This is a genomic window from Gammaproteobacteria bacterium (genome assembly GCA_019748175.1).
In the GTDB taxonomy this organism is placed as follows: domain Bacteria; phylum Pseudomonadota; class Gammaproteobacteria; order JAIEPX01; family JAIEPX01; genus JAIEPX01.
In genome coordinates this window covers 41,136-62,344 of the sequence record JAIEPX010000027.1, presented here as the reverse complement: position 1 = coordinate 62,344, position 21,209 = coordinate 41,136, and the positions used below count along the sequence as shown (strand labels likewise).

Annotated in this window: 20 protein-coding genes; 8 read left to right on the top strand and 12 right to left on the bottom strand. The window is 39.9% G+C overall.

The genetic code is table 11. From position 1 onward, the window contains the following. Positions 1-2,829, top strand: a 2,829-nt coding sequence (locus K2X50_10040; GenBank protein MBX9587582.1) for a hypothetical protein, incomplete at its 5' end; no start/stop codon positions are given. A 47-nt stretch (positions 2,830-2,876) separates the two neighbouring features. Here the strand turns inward: K2X50_10040 and K2X50_10035 are convergent. The 10 genes from K2X50_10035 to K2X50_09990 form a co-directional block, all read right to left on the bottom strand. Beyond that, complete coding sequence (locus K2X50_10035) at positions 2,877-3,485, bottom strand: transglycosylase SLT domain-containing protein (protein MBX9587581.1); 609 nt, start codon at positions 3,483-3,485, stop codon at positions 2,877-2,879. Beyond that, positions 3,482-4,552, bottom strand: a complete 1,071-nt coding sequence (gene alr, locus K2X50_10030; protein MBX9587580.1) for an alanine racemase — start codon at positions 4,550-4,552, stop codon at positions 3,482-3,484. The genes K2X50_10035 and alr overlap by 4 nt, the downstream gene beginning before the upstream one ends. Beyond that, positions 4,549-5,952 (bottom strand): replicative DNA helicase, encoded by a 1,404-nt coding sequence (gene dnaB / locus K2X50_10025; GenBank protein ID MBX9587579.1) that lies wholly within the window; start codon positions 5,950-5,952, stop codon positions 4,549-4,551. Before dnaB ends, alr begins: the two co-directional genes overlap by 4 nt. A gap of 63 nt (positions 5,953-6,015) precedes the next feature. Continuing rightward, entirely contained in the window at positions 6,016-6,474 is a 459-nt protein-coding gene (gene rplI, locus K2X50_10020; protein ID MBX9587578.1) for a 50S ribosomal protein L9, read from the bottom strand. Positions 6,475-6,493: 19 nt separating this feature from the next. Continuing rightward, a complete protein-coding gene (gene rpsR, locus K2X50_10015; GenBank protein MBX9587577.1) occupies positions 6,494-6,721 on the bottom strand; it encodes a 30S ribosomal protein S18 in 228 nt (75 codons plus the stop codon). 12 nt (positions 6,722-6,733) lie between these two features. Beyond that, positions 6,734-7,111 carry a 30S ribosomal protein S6 gene (rpsF, locus tag K2X50_10010; protein MBX9587576.1) on the bottom strand — a complete coding sequence of 126 codons (378 nt, stop codon included), beginning with the start codon at positions 7,109-7,111 and terminating at the stop codon, positions 6,734-6,736. A gap of 173 nt (positions 7,112-7,284) precedes the next feature. Next, positions 7,285-8,841: a J domain-containing protein gene (locus K2X50_10005; protein MBX9587575.1), complete on the bottom strand. Its 1,557-nt coding sequence runs from the start codon at positions 8,839-8,841 to the stop codon at positions 7,285-7,287. A 74-nt stretch (positions 8,842-8,915) separates the two neighbouring features. Next, positions 8,916-9,653, bottom strand: a complete 738-nt coding sequence (gene rlmB / locus K2X50_10000; GenBank protein MBX9587574.1) for a 23S rRNA (guanosine(2251)-2'-O)-methyltransferase RlmB — start codon at positions 9,651-9,653, stop codon at positions 8,916-8,918. A gap of 51 nt (positions 9,654-9,704) precedes the next feature. After that, positions 9,705-10,487 carry a nucleotidyl transferase AbiEii/AbiGii toxin family protein gene (locus tag K2X50_09995; GenBank protein ID MBX9587573.1) on the bottom strand — a complete coding sequence of 261 codons (783 nt, stop codon included), beginning with the start codon at positions 10,485-10,487 and terminating at the stop codon, positions 9,705-9,707. Beyond that, complete coding sequence (locus K2X50_09990) at positions 10,484-11,278, bottom strand: type IV toxin-antitoxin system AbiEi family antitoxin (GenBank protein ID MBX9587572.1); 795 nt, start codon at positions 11,276-11,278, stop codon at positions 10,484-10,486. The genes K2X50_09995 and K2X50_09990 overlap by 4 nt, the downstream gene beginning before the upstream one ends. A 262-nt stretch (positions 11,279-11,540) precedes the next feature. On the opposite strand from K2X50_09990, the gene K2X50_09985 reads away from it, so the two are divergent. Then, positions 11,541-12,683 carry an ATP-binding protein gene (locus tag K2X50_09985; protein MBX9587571.1) on the top strand — a complete coding sequence of 381 codons (1,143 nt, stop codon included), beginning with the start codon at positions 11,541-11,543 and terminating at the stop codon, positions 12,681-12,683. Between the two features lie 11 nt (positions 12,684-12,694). On the opposite strand, the gene K2X50_09980 is transcribed toward K2X50_09985, so the two are convergent. Continuing rightward, on the bottom strand, positions 12,695-13,030 hold the full coding sequence (locus K2X50_09980; GenBank protein MBX9587570.1) for a hypothetical protein: 336 nt from the start codon (positions 13,028-13,030) through the stop codon (positions 12,695-12,697). 160 nt (positions 13,031-13,190) lie between these two features. On the opposite strand from K2X50_09980, the gene K2X50_09975 reads away from it, so the two are divergent. From K2X50_09975 to K2X50_09950, 6 genes are all read left to right on the top strand, one after another. Continuing rightward, the gene (locus K2X50_09975) at positions 13,191-14,003 is read left to right on the top strand and encodes a septal ring lytic transglycosylase RlpA family protein (protein MBX9587569.1); all 813 of its coding nucleotides are present in this window, start codon (positions 13,191-13,193) and stop codon (positions 14,001-14,003) included. Positions 14,004-14,211: 208 nt separating this feature from the next. Next, positions 14,212-15,336 carry a D-alanyl-D-alanine carboxypeptidase gene (locus K2X50_09970; GenBank protein ID MBX9587568.1) on the top strand — a complete coding sequence of 375 codons (1,125 nt, stop codon included), beginning with the start codon at positions 14,212-14,214 and terminating at the stop codon, positions 15,334-15,336. Between the two features lie 77 nt (positions 15,337-15,413). Further along, on the top strand, positions 15,414-15,683 hold the full coding sequence (locus K2X50_09965; protein MBX9587567.1) for a DUF493 domain-containing protein: 270 nt from the start codon (positions 15,414-15,416) through the stop codon (positions 15,681-15,683). A gap of 7 nt (positions 15,684-15,690) precedes the next feature. Next, a complete protein-coding gene (gene lipB / locus K2X50_09960) occupies positions 15,691-16,368 on the top strand; it encodes a lipoyl(octanoyl) transferase LipB (protein ID MBX9587566.1) in 678 nt (225 codons plus the stop codon). Next, on the top strand, positions 16,343-17,296 hold the full coding sequence (gene lipA / locus K2X50_09955) for a lipoyl synthase (protein ID MBX9587565.1): 954 nt from the start codon (positions 16,343-16,345) through the stop codon (positions 17,294-17,296). The genes lipB and lipA overlap by 26 nt, the downstream gene beginning before the upstream one ends. 27 nt (positions 17,297-17,323) lie before the next feature. After that, on the top strand, positions 17,324-19,363 hold the full coding sequence (locus K2X50_09950) for an LssY C-terminal domain-containing protein (protein MBX9587564.1): 2,040 nt from the start codon (positions 17,324-17,326) through the stop codon (positions 19,361-19,363). A 134-nt stretch (positions 19,364-19,497) separates the two neighbouring features. On the opposite strand, the gene K2X50_09945 is transcribed toward K2X50_09950, so the two are convergent. Next, entirely contained in the window at positions 19,498-21,144 is a 1,647-nt protein-coding gene (locus tag K2X50_09945; protein ID MBX9587563.1) for a hypothetical protein, read from the bottom strand. Between the last annotated feature and the right edge of the window lie 65 nt (positions 21,145-21,209).

Genomic DNA, 21,209 nt, shown 5'->3' with positions numbered 1-21,209 from the left:
CCACAAAATGCTTCAGCACGTGAACCCTCTGGTCTACTTACAGAAGAACCTGTGGACCCAGAGCATCAAGAACAGCGCCCACAAAATGCTTCAGCACGTGAACCCTCTGGTCTACTTACAGAAGAACCTGTGGACCCAGAGCATCAAGAACAGCGCCCACAAAATGCTTCAGCACGTGAACCCTCTGGTCTACTTACAGAAGAACCGGAAGACGAGCAAAATGACGATGGTGCCGAAGAAGGTGACGAGGAAGAATTCGATAATGAAGAGGATTCTCTCGAAAATGAACACGCTCCATATCAGACACAAATAGCTACCCGTGTTGCAACACCTCCTAGGGAACTTGTAAGGCAGGAACTTGAGCTCCAATTTCTCTTATCTGCCGCGCAGCAAAAAGGGCTTCAAACTCAGTCACAAAGATTAAATCAGGCTCTTGATTTTCAAGTGCATCATGACCCACAACCTTTTAGCCCCGCTCCTAAAACACCAGTCAAACCATCACCTGCACGTCGGTCAAAAACCAGAGCTACAATCAAACATGATTTTACTCTTACCGAAAAATCCCTTGAATGGCAATTAATGGAAGCTTGCCTTGAGTTACTTGATAAACCTGTCAAGGCCAAAATAGACGAATCAGATGATCCAGCAGGCAAAACAGTTAATTCAGTTAAATTAAATTACGCTAAACACTTCAATTTCTTAGTAACAAAGGATCAAAACAGGGCCGAAAAATTACTTCAACGATTAATTCAAATTCGAACAGAAAAACCCAGACCAAAGCTTTCAACCGCTGATTATATTTACATCATAGCAGGTAACCCTAACGACTTTGCGTTCAGAAATAACTTATCTGCATTAAAATCAAATCTTACAGTCATCTCAGATGGCAGTGACTCAGACTCAGTCAAAAAACTACAAATAAAAACCAGTGATAATCGCACAGCAATTCTTTATGCTTACAATTTTATTGAAGAGGGAATAAACTGTAAATTTGATGCTGTTATTCCTTTATCGACTTTTTTAACGAGCAAAGACTTTCTTCAAAAAACACTTCGAGATCAATCAGGGCGAACTGTTCTTCATTGGGCTGCGATCGGTGGAAGTTTCTCAATGCTTGATACCTTAGCAACTGGCCTGAATACTCTTAGACGTAACTTACCTACACTAACAGATTCATTTCCACAGTTCTCTTCAACTGACCATCGTAATAATTCTGTAGCGCATGAAATTGCTCGGTCTGAACTTTATCAAATTCGGGTTAACACTTCAGCAACACATGAATTAATAGTCCAACGTAGCCATTTACGATTCAACCATAACGCGTCTTACGATATAATCGAACTTACGCGTGATAATCTAGACTCACTAACCAGTGATGAACACATCGATTTTTTCAGCACAAGAAATCAAGATGGCGACTTACCTTTCCAACTTGTAGTTTCACACAATTTCACAGCCTTACTCGGAATTTTACTCAATGATCCAAATGCTCCCATACTAAATATTGATCGTGACTTACACGGCACTAATGGCTCATCAACCAATGTATCAATATTGCACTATGCTGCAATGTGCCCAGAAGTTCTTTGGACGACAGCAAGTATTATCATTCAACAAAAACCACGCCTTGTACATACACCTGATGCTCAAGGATATATGCCGTTGCATTATGCTTCCGCTGCATGTAATGTTCCCACCCAACTTTTATTGCTCGCGAAAGGAGCAAGACCCAGTGCAAAAAGTCAGACTGGAGATTCCCCACTGACATTAGCGCTCTCAGCCTATACTTTCGATGATGAGACACTTGATAGCACTGGAAAAATCCCATTACATATGTCAACGCTAATTCGTGGCTTCAATGACATAGCCGAACGTAGATTAACGAAGTGCGAACACGAACCATTAGATTATAACAGTCGATATATTACTTCAGATGAACTCGATTCATTAGATGAAATTTTAGGTAATGAAGCAATCATGAATTTATTTACACCTGCAGAAAAACAACGCCTACAACTCGCAAGCTTACAAAGACTATATGAAAATCTCAGTAAAGAAAAATACATAAGACGTCCTGTATCAGAAGAAAAAGAACACTCAAAAGTTGCGACCCGCATGCGCGAGTACGCTCTATTACCTGTAGCAATATTCCAAGCTAGGGGTGTAGAATTTGGAGAGAAAGAAAAAGCGGCTGCTTATTATAATCCTCGCGGTTTACAAGTCATTCGATCTTCACAATATTATAGTGCTTTCTTTACTAGCAAAGCTTTCCCAATTCCTGAAAAGCAAAAGAAAGAGTTTCTTATTGAGTATGGATTCGAAAAGAATTCAGATATTAAACTCGAAGATATTAACCAAACACTCGTAGAAGCGACTGAAGGCTTCAAAGTATTATTAATTCGATCTATTTCAGCCTGGGACCAACCATGGGTAAAAACAGTACCCCAAAGGACAAACGGTCACAGGATACCTTCTTGGGGGCAATGGTGGAATGATAGATTTGGCGACACAACGTACAAAAATATTGCCATCAAAATACTCGATAAAGTTGAAGTCCTTCTCAAAAAAGTTGAGTATGTTAAAACTCAACTAGATGCTCGTACAATGCATGAAAATACAGCCGCAGAATTAAATTCAAAATATAAAGCAGAACTGCTGACACTTATCGACGATGCTCTACGAAAAGCAGACAAGCAAATGCAGCATGTTGATAAAAGCACCAGCGATCCTGCGCTTTCTGATTTTAGAGCACGATGTATGGTTGCAAAAGTTATCGCCACTAAAGTTGATATCGTATCAGCAACTGTTGCGAGAGAATTGAACTTCTAATTTCCACAGCGTCTCCCGGCTAAGCATTTTTTAGCCGGGAACTACTGTTAATTCCACCAATGTTTCTTGGGAAGAGTTGCTTGGCATCTGTTTAGCTGAAACTGGTATGTGCGAGAACGCACTGACACTTTTTTTGCAACAGTCATTAGCCAACCTTGATTACGATACGTTCTTGCTGCATAACCATTAAAACCTTCATGATAAGCAAGATAAAGCGCATACGCATTGGTTTCAGAAATTCCTAATTTGCGATTCGCAGTATTCACGTACCAGCCAACAAAATCGGAAGCATCTTTAAAATTACATCGGCTTGCTGAATAATTACCTGTCTGCTTCTGATAATTACGCCATGTCTGATCGATAGCTTGCGAGTAACCGTAAGCAGTCGTCGGTCGTTTCCACGGAATTACGCCAAAACACCATTTTCGTGCCGGTCTGGCATTCGCGATAAACGAAGACTCTTGATGCATAATTGCCATTTGAACGGGGATGGGAACTCCCCATTTTTTCTCACTCGCTTGTGCAGCCCAATACCATTCCGGATACTGATTAAAAATACTGCACACATCATCAATGCATTGTGGCTGAACTGTAAGGCAACCCGTCATGGATAACATCAAAACGACTGCAACAATTTTTAATACTATTTTTTTCATTCATGCGTACTCACACGTTGACTAACATGACATAATAATTCGTAACCAATAGTATCAGCGCATTTCGCAATTTCTTCTATCGGTAATCCTTCCCCCCACAATATTGCTTCATCACCTATCTGAGCTGAAGGTGCAGATCTTAAATCAACGAGCAACATATCCATGCAAACGCGTCCGATCAAAGCGCATCGTTGACCGTGAATTAAAATAGGCGTGCCCATTGCTGCATGCCTAGGATAACCATCACCATAACCAATTTCTACTACGCCAACAGGCATATTTTCAGGACATACAAATAGTCCACCGTAACTCACTGAAGATCCTTTAGCTAATTGATGAACTGCTAATAAACGCGATTTTAGTGTCATAACGGGTCGTAAATTTAAATCAAGTCCTGTGCAATCAGGAAAAGGTGAAACACCGTAAATTGCAATTCCAGGTCGAATCCAATCATGTAAAGATGCCTGCCATCCGAATATCCCTGCTGAGTGGGCAAGGCTTCCTGGCAAATGATGTGTTTGCAATAATTGTTGGAAGGATGTCATTTGTTGTGGAGTGGAAGGAGAAGCCAAAGAATCCGCTGATGAAAAATGCGCCATTAATCCAAGGATTTTCACCTGCGGCGATAAATTTCGAAGACGTTCCAACACCATAGAAACTTCTGTTGGTTGAAAACCTAATCGCCCCATCCCAATATCAACTTTTACCCACACTGAAAGTGGTGTAGATAAATTTGATTCTGACAAAATGTTAAGCTGTAATTCATTATGAATAACAGGTGTTGCTTCTAATTGGTTCAAACACAATAATTCTTCTGGTGTATGAAATCCCGTCATTAAAACTATCGTCTGACGAATATCAGCGTTACGAAGTCGTTCAACTTCGTCTACACACGCCACACCAAATCCATCGGCTTCCGTCAACACTTTGGCCACTCTTTCTAATCCATGACCATAGGCATTACTTTTTACCATCGCTAAAATAGCACTTCGCGGTGCGCGTGATTGAATTTGTTTGAAATTGTGCTCTAATGCGCTCCTATCAATCGTCGCTTGTCGAACTCTCACAGCATCATCTCCCCACCATAATGAGACTGCGCAAAATTTTCAAAACGAGTATATTGCCCTAAGAATGTCATTCGTACTCTACCAATAGGACCATTTCGTTGTTTAGCAATAATGATTTCCGCAGTGCCTTTGTCTGCTGAGTCCGGATTGTACACTTCATCTCGATAAATAAAGGTAATGATATCCGCGTCTTGCTCAATCGCACCACTCTCACGCAAATCCGACATGATCGGTCTTTTATCGGTTCGTGATTCTAAACTTCGATTTAATTGTGATAACGCAACAACCGGCACTTTCATTTCTTTTGCTAACGCTTTTAATGAACGAGAAATTTCTGAAATTTCCAGTGTGCGATTTTCTTTAAATCCAGGAACTTGCATTAATTGCAAATAATCTAAAACAATTAAACCTAAATCACCGTGTTCGCGAGCAACGCGTCTCGCACGAGCGCGCACTTCTGCGGGACTTAATGAAGGTGTATCATCAATCAGCATTTTTGCTTCAGACAACATACTCACAGCAGACGAAAGGCGAGGCCAATCATCATCAGATAGTTTACCTGTACGCACAGTATTTTGATCAATTCGTCCTAAGGATGACATCATACGCATAGCCAGTTGTTCACCAGGCATTTCCATACTAAAAACCAGTACCGGGGCATGCCCACGAATCGCTACGTTTTCTGCTAAATTCATTGCGAAAGCCGTTTTACCCATGGATGGTCGACCCGCAACAATCACTAAATCACCTTTATGTAATCCCGACGTCATTTGATCGAAATCGGTAAACCCTGTCGATGTTCCCGCTAATTCAGAGTCAGAGTGATACAATGCGTCGATGCGCTCAGAGGCCAACGCTAAAAAATCAGATAATTTAGTAGGGCCCGTACTTTGCCGACCGTGATCTGAAATATGAAATATTTTTTGCTCTGCTAGATCAATTAATTCAGAACTATTTCTGCCTTCAGGATTAAAAGCCATATCAGCAATTTCAGAAGCTGTTTGAGTTAATTGTCTCAACACAGAACGTTCGCGCACAATATCTACATAGGCGCGAATATTCGCAGAAGAGGGTGTATTTTTTGCAAGCTCGAATAAATAAATATCACTGCCAGCTTCTGCTAATTGTTGATGCGTTTTAAGGTGTTCACTCACCGTAAGAACATCAAAAGGTTCATTACGATGTGCTAAAGCTTCAATGGTTCTAAAAATTAAACGGTGATCGGAACGGTAAAAATCATTTTCAGTAATATGTCCTGCAATTTGATCCCACGTTAGATTATCGAGCATTAATCCGCCAAGCACAGATTGTTCCGCTTCAACAGAGTGGGGCGGGATTTTAACTCCCGTTACTTGATAGTCTTCAAATTTTTTTTTCCCACGGACGGTATTGGATTGCATGAAAAAATCCTTTTCGAGGGGAAGATGAAAGGGGCAAACAGAGACTTGCCCCCTTCATTATATTTACTTCGCTGGTTCTTCTGCGATAACAGTCAATTTGAGTTTCAACTCAATTTCGCTATGTGTATGCACGAAAAATTCATGTTCGCCTAATTCACGAACCGGTCCGCCTAACAGATCGATTTCGCTCTTATCTACATGATGTCCCGCATCTTCAAATGCCTTCGAAATTTCTCGTGGACCCACTGAACCAAATAATTTTCCGTCTTCACCTGAATGCGCTGTTACAATTAACGTAACATCTTTCAAAGTATCAGCACGACTTTGTGCAGCAGCAAGAACTTCAGCTTCTTTCTTTTCTAACTCAGCACGACGTTTTTCAAATTCAGCAATATTTGCTGTAGTCGCATAAACCGCTTTACCTTGTGGTACTAAAAAATTACGACCATAACCCGGTTTCACTTTTACACGATCACCAATGCTGCCCAAATTGCGAATTTTCTCTAATAAAACGACTTCCATCTTACACCTCGTATGTTAATTAGTGCGTATCGCAATAAGGTAAAAGCGCCAAATAACGCGCAATTTTAATTGCCGCAGATAATTGACGTTGAAAGCGTGCACTGGTACCCGTAATTCGGCTCGGAACCATGCGACCATTTTCCATGATATAATTTTTCAACGTTTCTACATCTTTATAATCGATAGCATTGATGCCATCGGCAGTAAATTTACAAAACTTTTTACGACGTGAATAACTCACTAGCATTCTCCTCTTACATTATTCGGCAATATCGTCTTCAACGAGATCTTCGTTTTTAGACGTTTCGCTTCTGGTAGTTTCACTCTTCACTAATGAAGACGGTGCGGTAATAGGCGCATCCATGCGGATGACCAGATTACGAAGCACGGCATCATTAAAGCGAAAACCCGTGGTCAACTCATCCAACGCTGGTTGACTGCACTCAATGTTCAGGAGCACATAGTGAGCTTTATGGATTTTTTTAATTGGATAGGCTAACTGACGTCGGCCCCAATCTTCAAGTCGATGGACAGTGCCACCGCTTTCTTCGATCATAGATTGATAACGTTTCACCATGGACGGAACCTGATCGCTTTGATCAGGATGTACCATGACGACAATTTCATAATGTCGCATACAGATTTCCTCTCGGTTTATAGCCTCCCCAACGAGGGGTGAGGCAAGGAAGTTAAATACAAGCCGGCCATTATAAGCTTATTTCCAGAAGAAGAGAAGGGGTAAGATCTTGGTTTGATGGGTTCTTACAGGACTCATCAAACCAAGATCTTACCCCTTCTTTGCCTTCTTCCTTAATCCACATTATTTATTGAGTTAGCAGCCATTCCAAAGGAGATACTATTGCTGTCTTCAGGATGCTCAACGAGTGACACATATTTATTAGATCGCGCAGAAGATCCAAAAAATGAGCCTACAAAATTGCCCGCGCTTTCTCCATAAGTAAACTCAGCTTTCTGAAAAGATTTTTCTGCGGTGTTTTCTACTGGAAGTGCATTCAATGCAGATTCTGATAAATACAGTGATTTCAGAAATGCCAAATTATTGAATTGAATATCTCCGCTCCAGCAATTCAAAAAGAAATACTCACTGATCATCGCTGAAGTATTCGCGATGAATGTGTTGAAATTTTTCACCGGGAAATAGCCCCACAGCAGAGCAACTAAACAAAGCACTACGGGAATAGCGATCATAAAAACCAGTGACGAGTAAATAACAAGTGGGAGTGTGATAAGCAGAAGATCATGTAAAATCCAATAATATATAGCCCCACCGAAACAGGAAACTGCTGCAGCTACCCACAACCATTCTGTGACATTGCGGATATATTCAACACTCGAAACTTCATCAATTGCATAATCATAATAATCACGATTCGCTAACTCTAGATTAATTGCTAGCGTTAACAATCTGTGCAGGGATTGAGCCGCACTCTCTTTCGTAAGATTTTTATTAATATATTCAACCATTGCTGGTTGACCTTGACGTGTAAAAATTGAGTTTAACATTGGATCAACAAGTGTTTTAACGTCCTTTTTATAACGCAAAGGATAAGGTAATCTATATTCGCCTGATACCACCAACTTGAAAAGGACCAGCAATTCACTCGTGGTATAATTTTCTGCTGTAATTACAGTGAGATCATCATGTTCACCTCGGAGAACTGTTGGTAAAAATTTCTGATCTATTTTTTGAATTGCAGGAAACAGAAGATTAATAAACACAGCAATATTATTTTGAATCAATGGTGGAAAATTCTCTAACCCTACAGGACTAGGAAGCATCTTCATTTCCTGTCCATTTTTATAAAAGGTGAATGTCAAATGATATCTGAAAATTTCTTTTGAAAATTGAGGATGCCGACTGAGCAAGGCAAAACTAGAATTTTGAAAGAGTCTATAAAGCTGAGCCTTTTGAGGCGATCTCAACAGCGAATTAACAGATTCCATAGCTGCATTAAGTTGTTTTGTTTTTTCCTCTGAACCTTTAGCATGAGTTGTTTTTGCAGTTCTATCAGGATGATGTTCAAGTAATGCCTTCGTAATCGCTTTTTTTAATTGTTTTATTGATGCGATTCGTTCAAGCCCAACAAGATCATATGCGTTTTGAATTGCTTCAATATCTGCAGCGGTGAGGACTTCGATAGAAGGTACAGAAGGGAGTTCACTAGAAGGTTGTTGACCGCACTCTGTGCAATTAGGATTAGTGCAAGGAGCATCAGACTCATTGTATGTGGCACGACAATCGTCGCAATCGCATTCCCCATGATCGCTGTTTTCACTAGCATCACTATTTTGATCAAAATCGTGATCATCAGCCTGATATTGTTCGAACGCTTTTTTGCCAGCCATTTTTACCCTCTTCATTTAGATAATATTTGATGGGCATTATCCCATTTTTCTAGCAAATATTCAACAAAATTTGATCAACTAAGCAAGTGTTGCCTAACAACCTCAAAGCAGCATATTCCCGTCGCAACTGACACATTCAAGCTATCCACCGAACCTTCCATAGGAATTTTGACCAGAAAGTCACAATGATCGCGTGTTAAACGCCTTAAACCCTTGCCTTCAGCACCCATCACGATCGCCAATGGGCGCTCAAGTTTCTTATCAAATATCGTGTCTTCGGCCTCTCCTGCCGCCCCATACAGCCATATACCGCGATCTTTGAGCTCTTGCAGTGTTCGAGCAAGATTAGTCACCTGGATGTAAGGCACCGTTTCAGCCGCCCCGCTCGCTACTTTCCGGACCGTCGGCGTCAAGCTCACAGCATTATCTTTTGGAGCGATCACTGCATCGACCCCCGCAGCATCCGCCACCCTCAGACAGGCCCCCAAATTATGCGGATCTTGGACACCATCCAACACCAACAGAAAGAGTTTCTCTGTCTTCTCATACACATCATCCAATGTCACCACACTCGATGAAATCGCCCTCACACTTGCCACAACCCCCTGATGCACTCCGCCCTGCACCATCTTATCGAGCTCATCACGCGACAACTCACTTATACCAATCTGCAACCCTTTGGCCTGCCCCACTAACGACTCCAAGCGCACGCTTCTCTTTCCCGCCAGCACATAAATCTTTTGCACCGAACCCGGCGACCGCTTTAGCTTCGCCTGAATCGCGTGTATCCCATAAATCACATTGTTACTCATTGCTTCTCCAATTTCATATGAATCATCAACCGTAATAGTAGCACTTCACTATCATGATAATAAGGAAATTAATTCTTTATTCACTGCCTCAAACGCTTCTCCGAACGACCATCTAGTTCCTTCAGCCAACAGATTGAATGTATCTTGTTGAAAATCAAGATTTCTCAATTTCTCTGTTAGATTTTTTTCAAATAATCTTCGAGAAATTTGAGTCCCATCTCTATCGCCATGAGCTAAAAACACATCAATAACAACATTAGTATCAATAAGTTTATTTTTCAACACAATCCAAAGATCAAACAAATCACGCCCTTTACGTCGTTGATATAATGCACGTAATTTAGTTCCCATCAACTCATTCAGTTGATACGTTCTAATAGTACATTTCCCAGAATACCAAGAATTGTTGAACTTAAATTCATAGTCAATTAAATCATGGACATAAAAATGTTCAGTAGTATTTATTTCAATTTTAAGTCTTTTCTTTGAGCCATCTATTGCATTATATCTATAAATTAATTTCACACCTCTTTCTGTAATTTTTCTGATAGGATCACCAAGCCAAACTAAATTTTCTCGAATTTCATCAATCACCTCTCCTATAGGTTCAGGACGAATCTGTACTAAATCAATATCTTCACTATATCTTGCTGCAGGCGTAATAAACAACTTATGCAAAGCTGTACCACCACGAAAAACGAGACTATCTCTAATTACAGGATTTTCATAGAGACTAACGAGCGCTCTTGTAATAATCAAATCTTGTTCAACTTGGTAATCCTGAATCCATGGAACTTCTTGCCTCCATTCAGCAATGCAATAATCAGGTATCATAAATCATTCTCCAAAGTTATATTTTCAATAATTTTCCAATCATTATTCCTTGGATAATATTTATTGATACCTTTTTTCCCTGGCATTAATAAAATGTAATCGACTCTTTTCAATTTAACTAAATGCATTCGCAATACTTCTGCCAAACCTCTTGCACCAACATGCTCAAACAAAAATCCTAATCTTTGCTTCCACGCAACTTCTTTACTTGACTCAGCCAAACTCGATAATTTCTGGCGATCTATGACTTCTTGAAGTTCCTCAAGAACAGTCACTATGTGATTTAATCCACCACTTTGTCCTAGATAATACATCAAATCTTTAGCTGTGCCTTCTGGTGTTGACACATTTAATATACTTTTTGAAGTGCTAATACGTTGAACAGGTATTTCTTTCAAATGTTGATTAGTCATAAACCGAACTCTTACTCTGCCACAATGCAATTCTGGATGGCGTCCTTCAATCATAACTTGAAAATTTTGCACAGCTTGGTGAGACGCACCATGATATGACGCTGCTGATAACAACCCTGCATAGTAACTACTATTCCAATACTGCATTAAATAGGGAATAAAATGTTCAGCGGGAATACATCCCAGCTTCTGATACTCAGGTGCTACTATGACATAAAAGCCCCTAGCTGGACTGGCAATCTCACCTCTAGCTAACAAGTGCTCTATAGAAGATAGAACTGCTTTACGGCTTTTACCCATTCTCAGTACAGCTTCTTCAATACTAAAGCAGCATTTACCATATTGCTGAAGTTCACGAATATAATTTGAGAAACTCATAAACTGCTCCATTCTCTTTAAACCCCTAATTTGGGGGTTATATATGATTATATCCGATTTATTGGCATATATCAAACCCTATCGAGCAACTGCGACTGTAAAGATATACAGTTTTCAAAGGTTTATAGGGAGCACATTATCAACCGTTCAATATGAACTATAATAGTATTATGCCCGAGCCAAATTTTGATTATTAAGTTTCGATATAACAATTGGCCTCATTACTTAGTAAAATTCTACAATGAGCGCATGGGGAGTATTTATGATAGTTAAAAAATTATCAGAACAAGATTTGAATAATTTTATTAAAAATCAAGTACCGGAATCTCGATATCTAGAGTATAAATCACAAATTTTGCTTGACGGGAATGAGAAATATGAATTTTGTCGAGATGTCTCCGCGTTCGCAAATACGGAAGGAGGACACATTATTTATGGGATTAAAGAAGAAAATGGACTACCTGTAGATCGCTGTAAAATTACCGACAATATAGATGAACTACAAATTCGTATTTCACAAATTTTACAGTCTAACTTGGAACCAAAATTATTAGGGTATTATTCATATCCATTAAGCGGATGCCTCGTCATTTCTATTAGAAAAAGCTGGAATGCACCTCATGCTGTAAAACTCGATGGATCGGAATGTAAATATCAATTCGCTTATCGCACTGACGCAGGTCGACAATATTACGATATACATACACTTAAGGATAAAATTATGCAATATGGTACGTTAATTAAAGATATAAACGCATTTATTGAAGCGCGAATTAATAATTTTTGCAATGAAAACCTTAATGCATTCACAAACGATGGTAAAATTTTTGTTTTAGCGCATATGATCCCTATCGGTTCATATTATAACCATAATAGCATTGATGTTGACTCATTAAATACCGACAAAAAAAATAATGTTTATAATATCCTCAGGCCGTTTAATTTAGGCAATGATGTGCATAATTTTCACATCTTTCCTAATTTAGAAGGTTTACGGATTTATTGGAACGCACCAGAACGCCATTTTTATAATCAAGTCTTTAGAAATGCATCTATTGAAGCTTGCTATGAAGTTAATATTTCTTCAGATCCACTACAAACAATAATCTCTTTTCCTGCGGGTAATTTCGAAACGAAACTAATTGATGGCATCAATAGATTGATAGCATTTTTAAAATCTGAAGGAATATGTGAACCATGCATAGTATCCATTAATATGTTCAACATTAATAATTGTCATTTAGGAGGAATAGGTTTTGATGAAGATTCCATGCCAGATCCAGTCACTAAAAAGCGTTTAAATCTTGGTAATATCGAAATAAAGTTAGACGAAAAAATTGACGATTCTCTAGAGCCCATATTCAAAATACTTTATAATTCTTTTGGACTTACAAAACATAAGTGATGCATGATAAATTATATTTCAGAATGACGATTTTTACGTACGATTTTACCAATCACAAAATGAGGTTGGATTCTGAATAAGGCAAACACATGAGCAATCGTAGCTAATGTTAAATTAGCCCCACCACTTTTAATTCTAGAAGCCTGAGTTGGGCTAATTTGTAAACGACGCACTAACTCATTAAAACCAATGTTTTCTTCTTTCATGTAAAAAGTAACAGCTCCAGAAATATCTTCTTGGAGTGATTTAATATATTGGGCTTCCAAATTTGCTGACTTTTCAATTTCAGCAATTTCACCCTTATCCAACCTTTTTTCAAGGTATTTTTTAAAGCCCCTAGATCTCATAATATTATTCTCCTAAATCACAAAAAAATTGTTTACTCGCAAATCTACTCACTACACTATAATGTAGCACTTTTAATTGTATCTGTCTAGATGGCCTTGAATTCACACACTGGACAAACTCGCGAAAACCCTATTACAATCGACCTAATTTCAACGGCTGATGAAAGGATCCAAGTTCATGAAAATCCAACAGAATGCTCTCAAAACCACCTTGATCATTGGGATGTTATTAGGGCTGGCTGGTTGCGTCGATGATCCTTATAACTATGATGCTCCATACTCTGAACCGCATTTCGCCACACGCTCAATCCCTCAAGATGAACCACTTTCTAGTTATGGCAATGAACGTGAATATGTGGTGGAAGGAAAATGTTATAAAGTCCTGCACACTGCCAAAAATTACACCAAAGTCGGAATTGCGTCCTGGTATGGTCAAAAATTTCATGGTCATCTCACGTCAACCCATGAACGCTACGACATGTTTGGTATGACAGCAGCCAGCCCAGATTTGCCATTGCCAACCTATGCGCGTGTAACCAATCTAGAAAACGGGCATTCGGTCGTTGTTAGAGTAAACGATCGAGGACCGTTCAAATCAAATCGTGTCATGGATGTATCTTATGCAGCCGCCAAAAAACTGGGATTAGTGGCTAATGGCACCGCTAAAGTACGTATAGTGGCGCTGCACAAAGGAGAGCCTGAAACTTTAGATACACTCGCCACTCGTCAAATATTACAAGTCGGTTCATTCGCTCAAAAAGGCAATGCAAATCAATACAGCGCGAAAATCACACAAATGACGAACTTACCCGTCAGAGTGCGGTTGACGATGGTCAACAACACACCCGTTTATCGGGTTGAGGTCGGGCCATTTCAGGACCAAGCCTCTCTCGATAGCACTCAAAAGACCCTGGAACAGCACGGGGTGAGGAATATCACAGCCCATAGCAGCTCAGGCAATATTCAGGCTTAGAGTCAAGGGGTCAATTCTTGCCCCCTTCCCAACCTTCACCCTGTAAAACTCCATTTCACTATGCTAAGATCCCCCCAACTATATATTCAATTTTTATTACGGGAGACACGTCATGATAAATTTCAAGCAAGCAATCTCTGCTTTCTTGATGGCTGCAGCCTTCACGCTTGGAACCACACCCTGCTTAGCAGACCAAGCCACGCCACTCATGCTCAAAGCAACTGCCGCTGCAACTAGCCCCAACGCATCCAACTTTATTCCTACCGCTCCCGATCTTGCTGTAAAATCTTATGTGTTATTAGACGGCGTTAACGGACAAATCTTGACCGAAAAAAATGCTCACGACAAAGTGCCTCCCGCTTCGCTCACTAAAATGATGACCTTGTATGTTATTTCAAGCGCACTCAAATCAGGAAAAATTTCGCTAGACACGCCTGTCACCGTCAGTGAAAAAGCGTGGCGCACCGGTGGCTCACGCATGTTTATTAAAATAGGCACCAAAGTTCCAGTGAATGATTTATTGCAAGGAATTATTGTGGCTTCTGGCAATGATGCGTGCGTTGCACTTGCAGAACTAATTGCAGGCACAGAAGAAGCCTTCGCTGATTTAATGAATCAAACTGCAAAATCATTGGGCATGAAAAATTCTCATTTTGTTGATTCAACAGGTTTACCTAACCCTCAACATTATTCTACAGCGTACGATATGGCATTACTCGGTCGTGCACTGATTAAAGATTTCCCGGAATATTATCCTTGGTACAAACAAAAATGGTACACGTTTAATGGCATTAAACAGCCCAACCGAAATCGATTATTGTGGCGTGACGATTCGGTAGATGGTCTTAAAACAGGCCACACTGAAGAAGCAGGATTTTGTTTAGTCGCTTCTGCGAAAAAATCAGACACTCGTTTAATTGCAGCGGTGATGGGATCAAAAAGTGAAGACAGTCGCGCAAACGATACAGAAGCTTTATTAAATTACGGCTTTCATTTTTTTGAATCGCACAAATTATTTTCTGCTAATACAACCGTTAGCCAACCTCGCGTTTATTTAGGAAAAGATAAATCTGCCGACATCGGTCTCGCGAATGATTTAGTGGTAATTCTTCCAACAGGAAAATTAAAAGACATCAAAGCAACGATGGTGATCGATAAAGAATTAAAAGCACCTCTTATTAAAGGGAATACTTACGGTACCGTAAAAATTATGCTCGGTGATAAAGAAATAGCTACACAACCTTTAATCGCGTTAAAAGACAACCCACAAGGTGGTCTGTGGAGCCGACTTTGTGATCGTTTAAACATTACTTTTCATCGGTGGTTTGGTTAATTAAGAATCCTTATGAATGTGAATCAACAATGGCTATCAGAAACTATTTTTTTCGATGGCCATTTTGTGAGTAAATGATGACTTCTGATCGCACACCTGTCCTACAGTTTCCTTGTGAATACATGATTAAAGTGATGGGTAAAAACACACCTGAATTTGAAGGGACTGTATTAAAAATTATTAATCAGCATGTCAAAGATCTTAGTGAAGGCGCCGTTTCTTCTCGCCAAAGTAAAGAGAGCAATTTTTTAGCATTATCCGTAACATTTACAGCGACTAGTCAAGAGCAACTCGATCAAATCTACACTGCGCTCTCTGAAGCTGAAAGTGTGATCATGGCATTGTGAGGATTTTATGAATAGTTCCAGCGATATCATCATTCGTCAACTCGGCATGCAAGCCTATGCTGCCACTTTTGCTCGTATGCAAACTTTCACTCTCACTCGCACCGAAAATACCACAGATGAAATTTGGTTACTCGAACACCCTCCTGTTTTTACACAAGGCCAAGCAGGAAAGCCTGAACATGTTATTGATCCTGGCACAATTCCTGTTGTACAAACGGATCGTGGTGGACAAGTCACTTACCACGGCCCTGGACAATTAGTCGCTTATTTTATGTTAGATTTACGACGATTAGGTTTTGGAATTCGTCGATTAGTTACCTTACTTGAAAATAGTGTCGTAACTACTCTCGCTGAATATGGAATTCATGCTGCTCCTCGTGCCGATGCACCGGGTGTCTATGTTGACGGGGCTAAAATTTGTTCGATTGGATTAAGAGTGCGACAAGGCTGTAGTTATCACGGTATCGCATTTAATGTGAACATGGATTTATCGCCCTTTCAACGCATTAATCCGTGTGGATTTAAAAATCTTCTGGTAACACAAGTACACGATTTTTCACCCGATACCACAGTCGCCACTGTCGCGGGTCGATTAATCCCCAATATATGTCAGCAATTTGGTTACACCAATTGCAATATTATTAATGAAGTTGAAATCCATGAATCAGAACCCGCCATTGCTTGACCCCAATCAAAAACAACGCGCTGCCGATAAGCTTTCACGCATCCCTGTGAAAGTTGAAAACCTTGAACCCGCGTTAGCAAAACCTGATTGGATACGAATCAAATTACCATCGAACGAAAAAATTCTTGAATTAAAAAATATGCTGCGACAAAAAAAATTAGTGACTGTTTGTGAAGAAGCTTCTTGTCCTAATTTACCTGAATGTTTTTCACACGGCACAGCAACATTCATGATCATGGGTGATCGTTGCACACGCCGATGTACTTTTTGTGATGTTGCACACGGTCGTCCTGAACCACTTGATCCAGAAGAGCCCAATAAAATTGCTGAAGCAACTGAACAACTCGGATTAAAATACGTGGTCATTACTTCTGTCGATCGAGATGATTTACGCGATGGAGGTGCTGCTCATTTTGCCGACGTGATTCGCGCACTGCGCGCGAGAATTTCTCATATTAAAGTTGAAATTTTGGTACCCGATTTTCGCGGGCGTATGGAAAAAGCGCTTGATGCGTTATCGTTGGCGCCCTCTGATGTTTTTAATCATAACCTTGAAACAGTACCACGATTATATAAATCCATTCGTCCGGGCTCAGATTATCAATGGTCACTCACACTATTAAAAGAACACAAGTTACGCTTCCCCAACATACCGACTAAATCGGGCTTAATGGTTGGATTAGGTGAAACCGATGCGGAACTCGAGCAAGCCTTTGCAGATTTAAGAGCCCATAACGTTGATATGCTCACAGTGGGGCAATATTTAGCACCCAGTAGGCATCACTCTCGCGTCGAACGTTATGTGACTCCGGCTCAATTTGAGCATTATCATAAAATCGCCAAAGAAATAGGATTTTCTCAAGTAGCGAGTGGACCTTTAGTTCGTTCTTCGTATCACGCCGATCAAATGGCGAAGGAATTAGATTAATAGTTTATTAAAGAGGTTAGGACACTGATGTTAGAAAGTTTTGCCCACGGAATGGTCACAACCTTACATACCCATCCCAATTGGGGATATTTTCTCGCTTTTTTTGTCGCCTTTATTGAATCACTCGCCATCATTGGAACCATAGTACCTGGATCTGTCACCATGACCGCTATAGGAGCATTAGTAGGTTCCGGGGTATTGCCCGCTGCACCCACTTTTATAGTTGCTGTCTTAGGAGCATTAACAGGCGATTTCATCAGTTTTTGGGTGGGTAAACATTTCGATACTCGCTTATCCAATATGTGGCCATTCACTAATCATCCACAATGGATTCCTGCGGGTAAACTTTTTTTTGAAAAACATGGTGGCAAAAGCGTCATCATCGGACGATTTTTTGGACCCGTACGCAGTTTCGTTCCTTTAATTGCGGGGCTTTTACATATGCACCCGATTTATTTTTTATTGGCTGCCAGTATTTCAGCAACGCTTTGGGCTATTGTCTATATGTTACCCGGCGTATTTATTGGTGCATTATCGATGGAATTACCACCTGGGTTAGCCACAAAATTTGTTCTCTTTATTTTAGCGGGGCTCATCGCCATTTGGCTATTAGTGTGGCTCACTCGATTCACAGCACAAAAAATTTGGGGCGTCTTTGATTTAGGCATCAGTAAAATATGGCAAGGAATGCGTGCCCGCAAATCGTGGCATTTTATTACAACGCCATTAGCAGATCCTCGCGAACCGAATTTACATAACCAATTATTTTTATTATTCGGCGTAATTGTTTCTTTCACGTTACTTCTCATTTTTCTGTGGAATATTACACATCACGGGATTTTGACAGCACTCAACCAGCCTATTTACAATTTGTTGCAAAGTATTCGTACACCTATTGTTGATAGCTTTATGACGTTGTTTACATTACTCGGCGATCGAAAATGTATTTTAACTTTTTCTGTTGCGATATTGTTATGGCTCACGTATCAACGTAATTGGCGTGCTGCAGCACATTGGTTAGCGCTGATGATTTTAGTCATTGGCAGTGCACTAACCATTAAATATGGTTATTATTCTCCTAGACCTTCACCTGATTTACCCTCTAATTCCACATCTTCATTACCTAGCGGTCATACTATTTTTACGCTCGCATTTTTTGGATTTTTATCCGTAATCATCGGACACGAATTACCAACAGCCCAAAGAAAACGCTGTTACAAAATTGCGCTAACAATGGTTGGATTAGCGGCATTTTCACGCATCTATCTTGGTCCTCACTGGTTAACGGATATCATTGCTAGCTTTTTGTTAGGATTAACGTGTCTATTAATTGTCACTATTTCTTACAGACGACACCTCACTACTCACATCTCGCCGAAAAAATTAAGCATTGCCTCCATCATTATTTTACTGATTTTATGGTCCGGATATAGTGCGTGGAAATATGAGGAAACGATAGAGTTTCATCAACACCCGCCCAGTGCGACGCATATAACCGAAAATGATTGGTGGCAAAAAGCCAACCCTGTTATTCCTACAGCACGATCCAATCGAATAGGAAAACCTACGGATCCTTTAAATATTCAATGGTATGGCTCTCTAGAATCTATTAAAAAGCAGCTGGAAACTAAGGGTTGGCAAAGCCATTACCCCACATTAAATCTACGAGGATTTTTTGACAGACTGTCCCTGCAAGATCCTGATCGTCGTTTACCACTGCTACCGCAGCTGTATCATAATCGCCCCCCTGCACTGCTCATGACAAAAACAAACGATCAAAATCGCTACGATATTGTTTTATATTTATGGCAATCGGATATTGAATTAACTGATCATAAATCCTCTCTCTGGATCGGAACTCTCATGGAATACGAAGATCCACACCAAGGAATTCTTCATCCCAACAGAGAACCTAAATTGACTTTTAAGGATGCATTACCCCTTCTTATTCATGATCTTCAAAATGAAAAAATCACGACGCTACAGTTGTTTCCATCCGAACGTATCAATGCTCCACATCTCAAACACTGGGATGGAAAAATACTGCAGATAAAAAATCACGAATAAAAGTCTACTTTGTCAGCAGTTCCTGATCAAAGAAAATTATTTAACAAGAGATGCACATTGTTTGTGATCATTGAACCTAGATTCTGCAGTTGGAATCGTAGCGAGAGGCCCTAAAGTGCTGAAGACAAATGCTTTTACTTCGTTCTCAAATCCAAACCAGCAAATAACTTTGATCCAGCCTGTGATTCATCTGCTTCATCTGTTACTGCTGCATTTGGTACTATACCAAATGAAGTCGTGACTCCATGAACTCGCAATAAGCTTGTGACTTGAGTAATTTTGGGTACTAAAACTTGAGCGAAAGTAGTCCCTTGTTCAGCATTAGGAACACCTTCAACGTTGAGGCAATCTTTTAAAGATTCGGGAGCAGCCTGAAACCAAGACATTATAAATTCAAAAAAGTTTTGAAAGGCTCTCAGTAAAACACCATTTTCTGCTTCTAATTTTTCATTTACTGAGGCAAGTCTTTCATTATCAACACCAAGTCTTTCAACTTGTCTGGTCAACCCATCAATTGTTTTAGTTTGCTCACCCATTACATCAGTTTGAGCTGCTAAATGTGAAGCTAATCTCTCATTTGCCCTCTGCATTTCAGTAATTTGCGAATTATTCACAGTGGAAGCTGCTCTCATTCCACCCTTAGTCGGTGAGGTTTGCAGAGCTTGAATGCTTTTTAACTCTTCAATTTGTGCTCTGTTTCGTTTCACTTCATCAACTAGAAGCTGATTTGCCGCTTCTTTCTCACGCAGAGCATTAGCATATTCAGCTTCTTTAGCCCTCAGCGCGTCGCTATAGGCTGATTCTTTTTGTAGATTTTGTTGTCTTGCTTGCTGTTTTAGTTGAGCATTCACACTTGTTGAATCTTTTATTTGATATTGCAACTCTTGAATTTTTTGCCTGAGAGCCTGTATCTCTTGAGCTTGATTATCTTTTTCAACCAATAACTCCCTATTTAGCTGATTCAATCGAGTTTCTTCTTGTCTCATTTTCGACAAGATTTCTTTATGACCATCAGCAGAACCTGTTGCAAGTTTTAAATCTTGTTTAAATGAGGTCGCCATTTGAACAGAAGTATTATATTGAACGCCCCGAACTTTAATCATTTCACTCAAAGCAAACAGCCGACTAGGTAATCCATTCCAACTACCAAATTCTTGAACGCGATTTCGTTGAATCAGCTGAGCGAATACATTTGTAAAAGCATCAAAGGTGTGCATGGTAGACGCAGTATCTGTTAGTCGATGTTTTTGTAGGGTTCCATCGGCCTTTTGCACTAGTTTATAAAAATTTCCCTGCTCTTCTATCACAGGTATAGGATTGTCAAATTGGTCTAATATGACTCGAGGATAAAATGCCACTCCATCAGCTGTCTGATACATCGCCTTAGTTAAAAATAGTATGGCTTTTAGAATAACATGCACATGACTATTCGAAGGAGAACCTTTACGTCTAGTACCAGAAGTGCTTTCAGGTAAAGAAGTTGCGTCTTTAAAAAATTTATACGCTTGATCTGCTGCATCAGTATTGCCATTAAACCCTTTATAAAATTGTTCTTTAAAGCTAGCGGGAACATTAGGAAATACATATAGCGTGTATTTAGGATCGCCTGTGAGTCCGTAGCTAACGGCTACATCAAGTACAGCTCTCCAAGCATTGTGAATATATCGATCTACATCAATATAGACATTGTTCTTGCTTTTAACAGGAAAACTAACTGTTTCGTGGTAGACTACTATTTCATTCTCTTTTGCTAAGCGATCGTATGCCAACGGTGATTTCATGATAATTTTTACTCCAAGATGCCTTTAATTTTTGCTAACGAATAAGTCGAACGATAACAGAGATC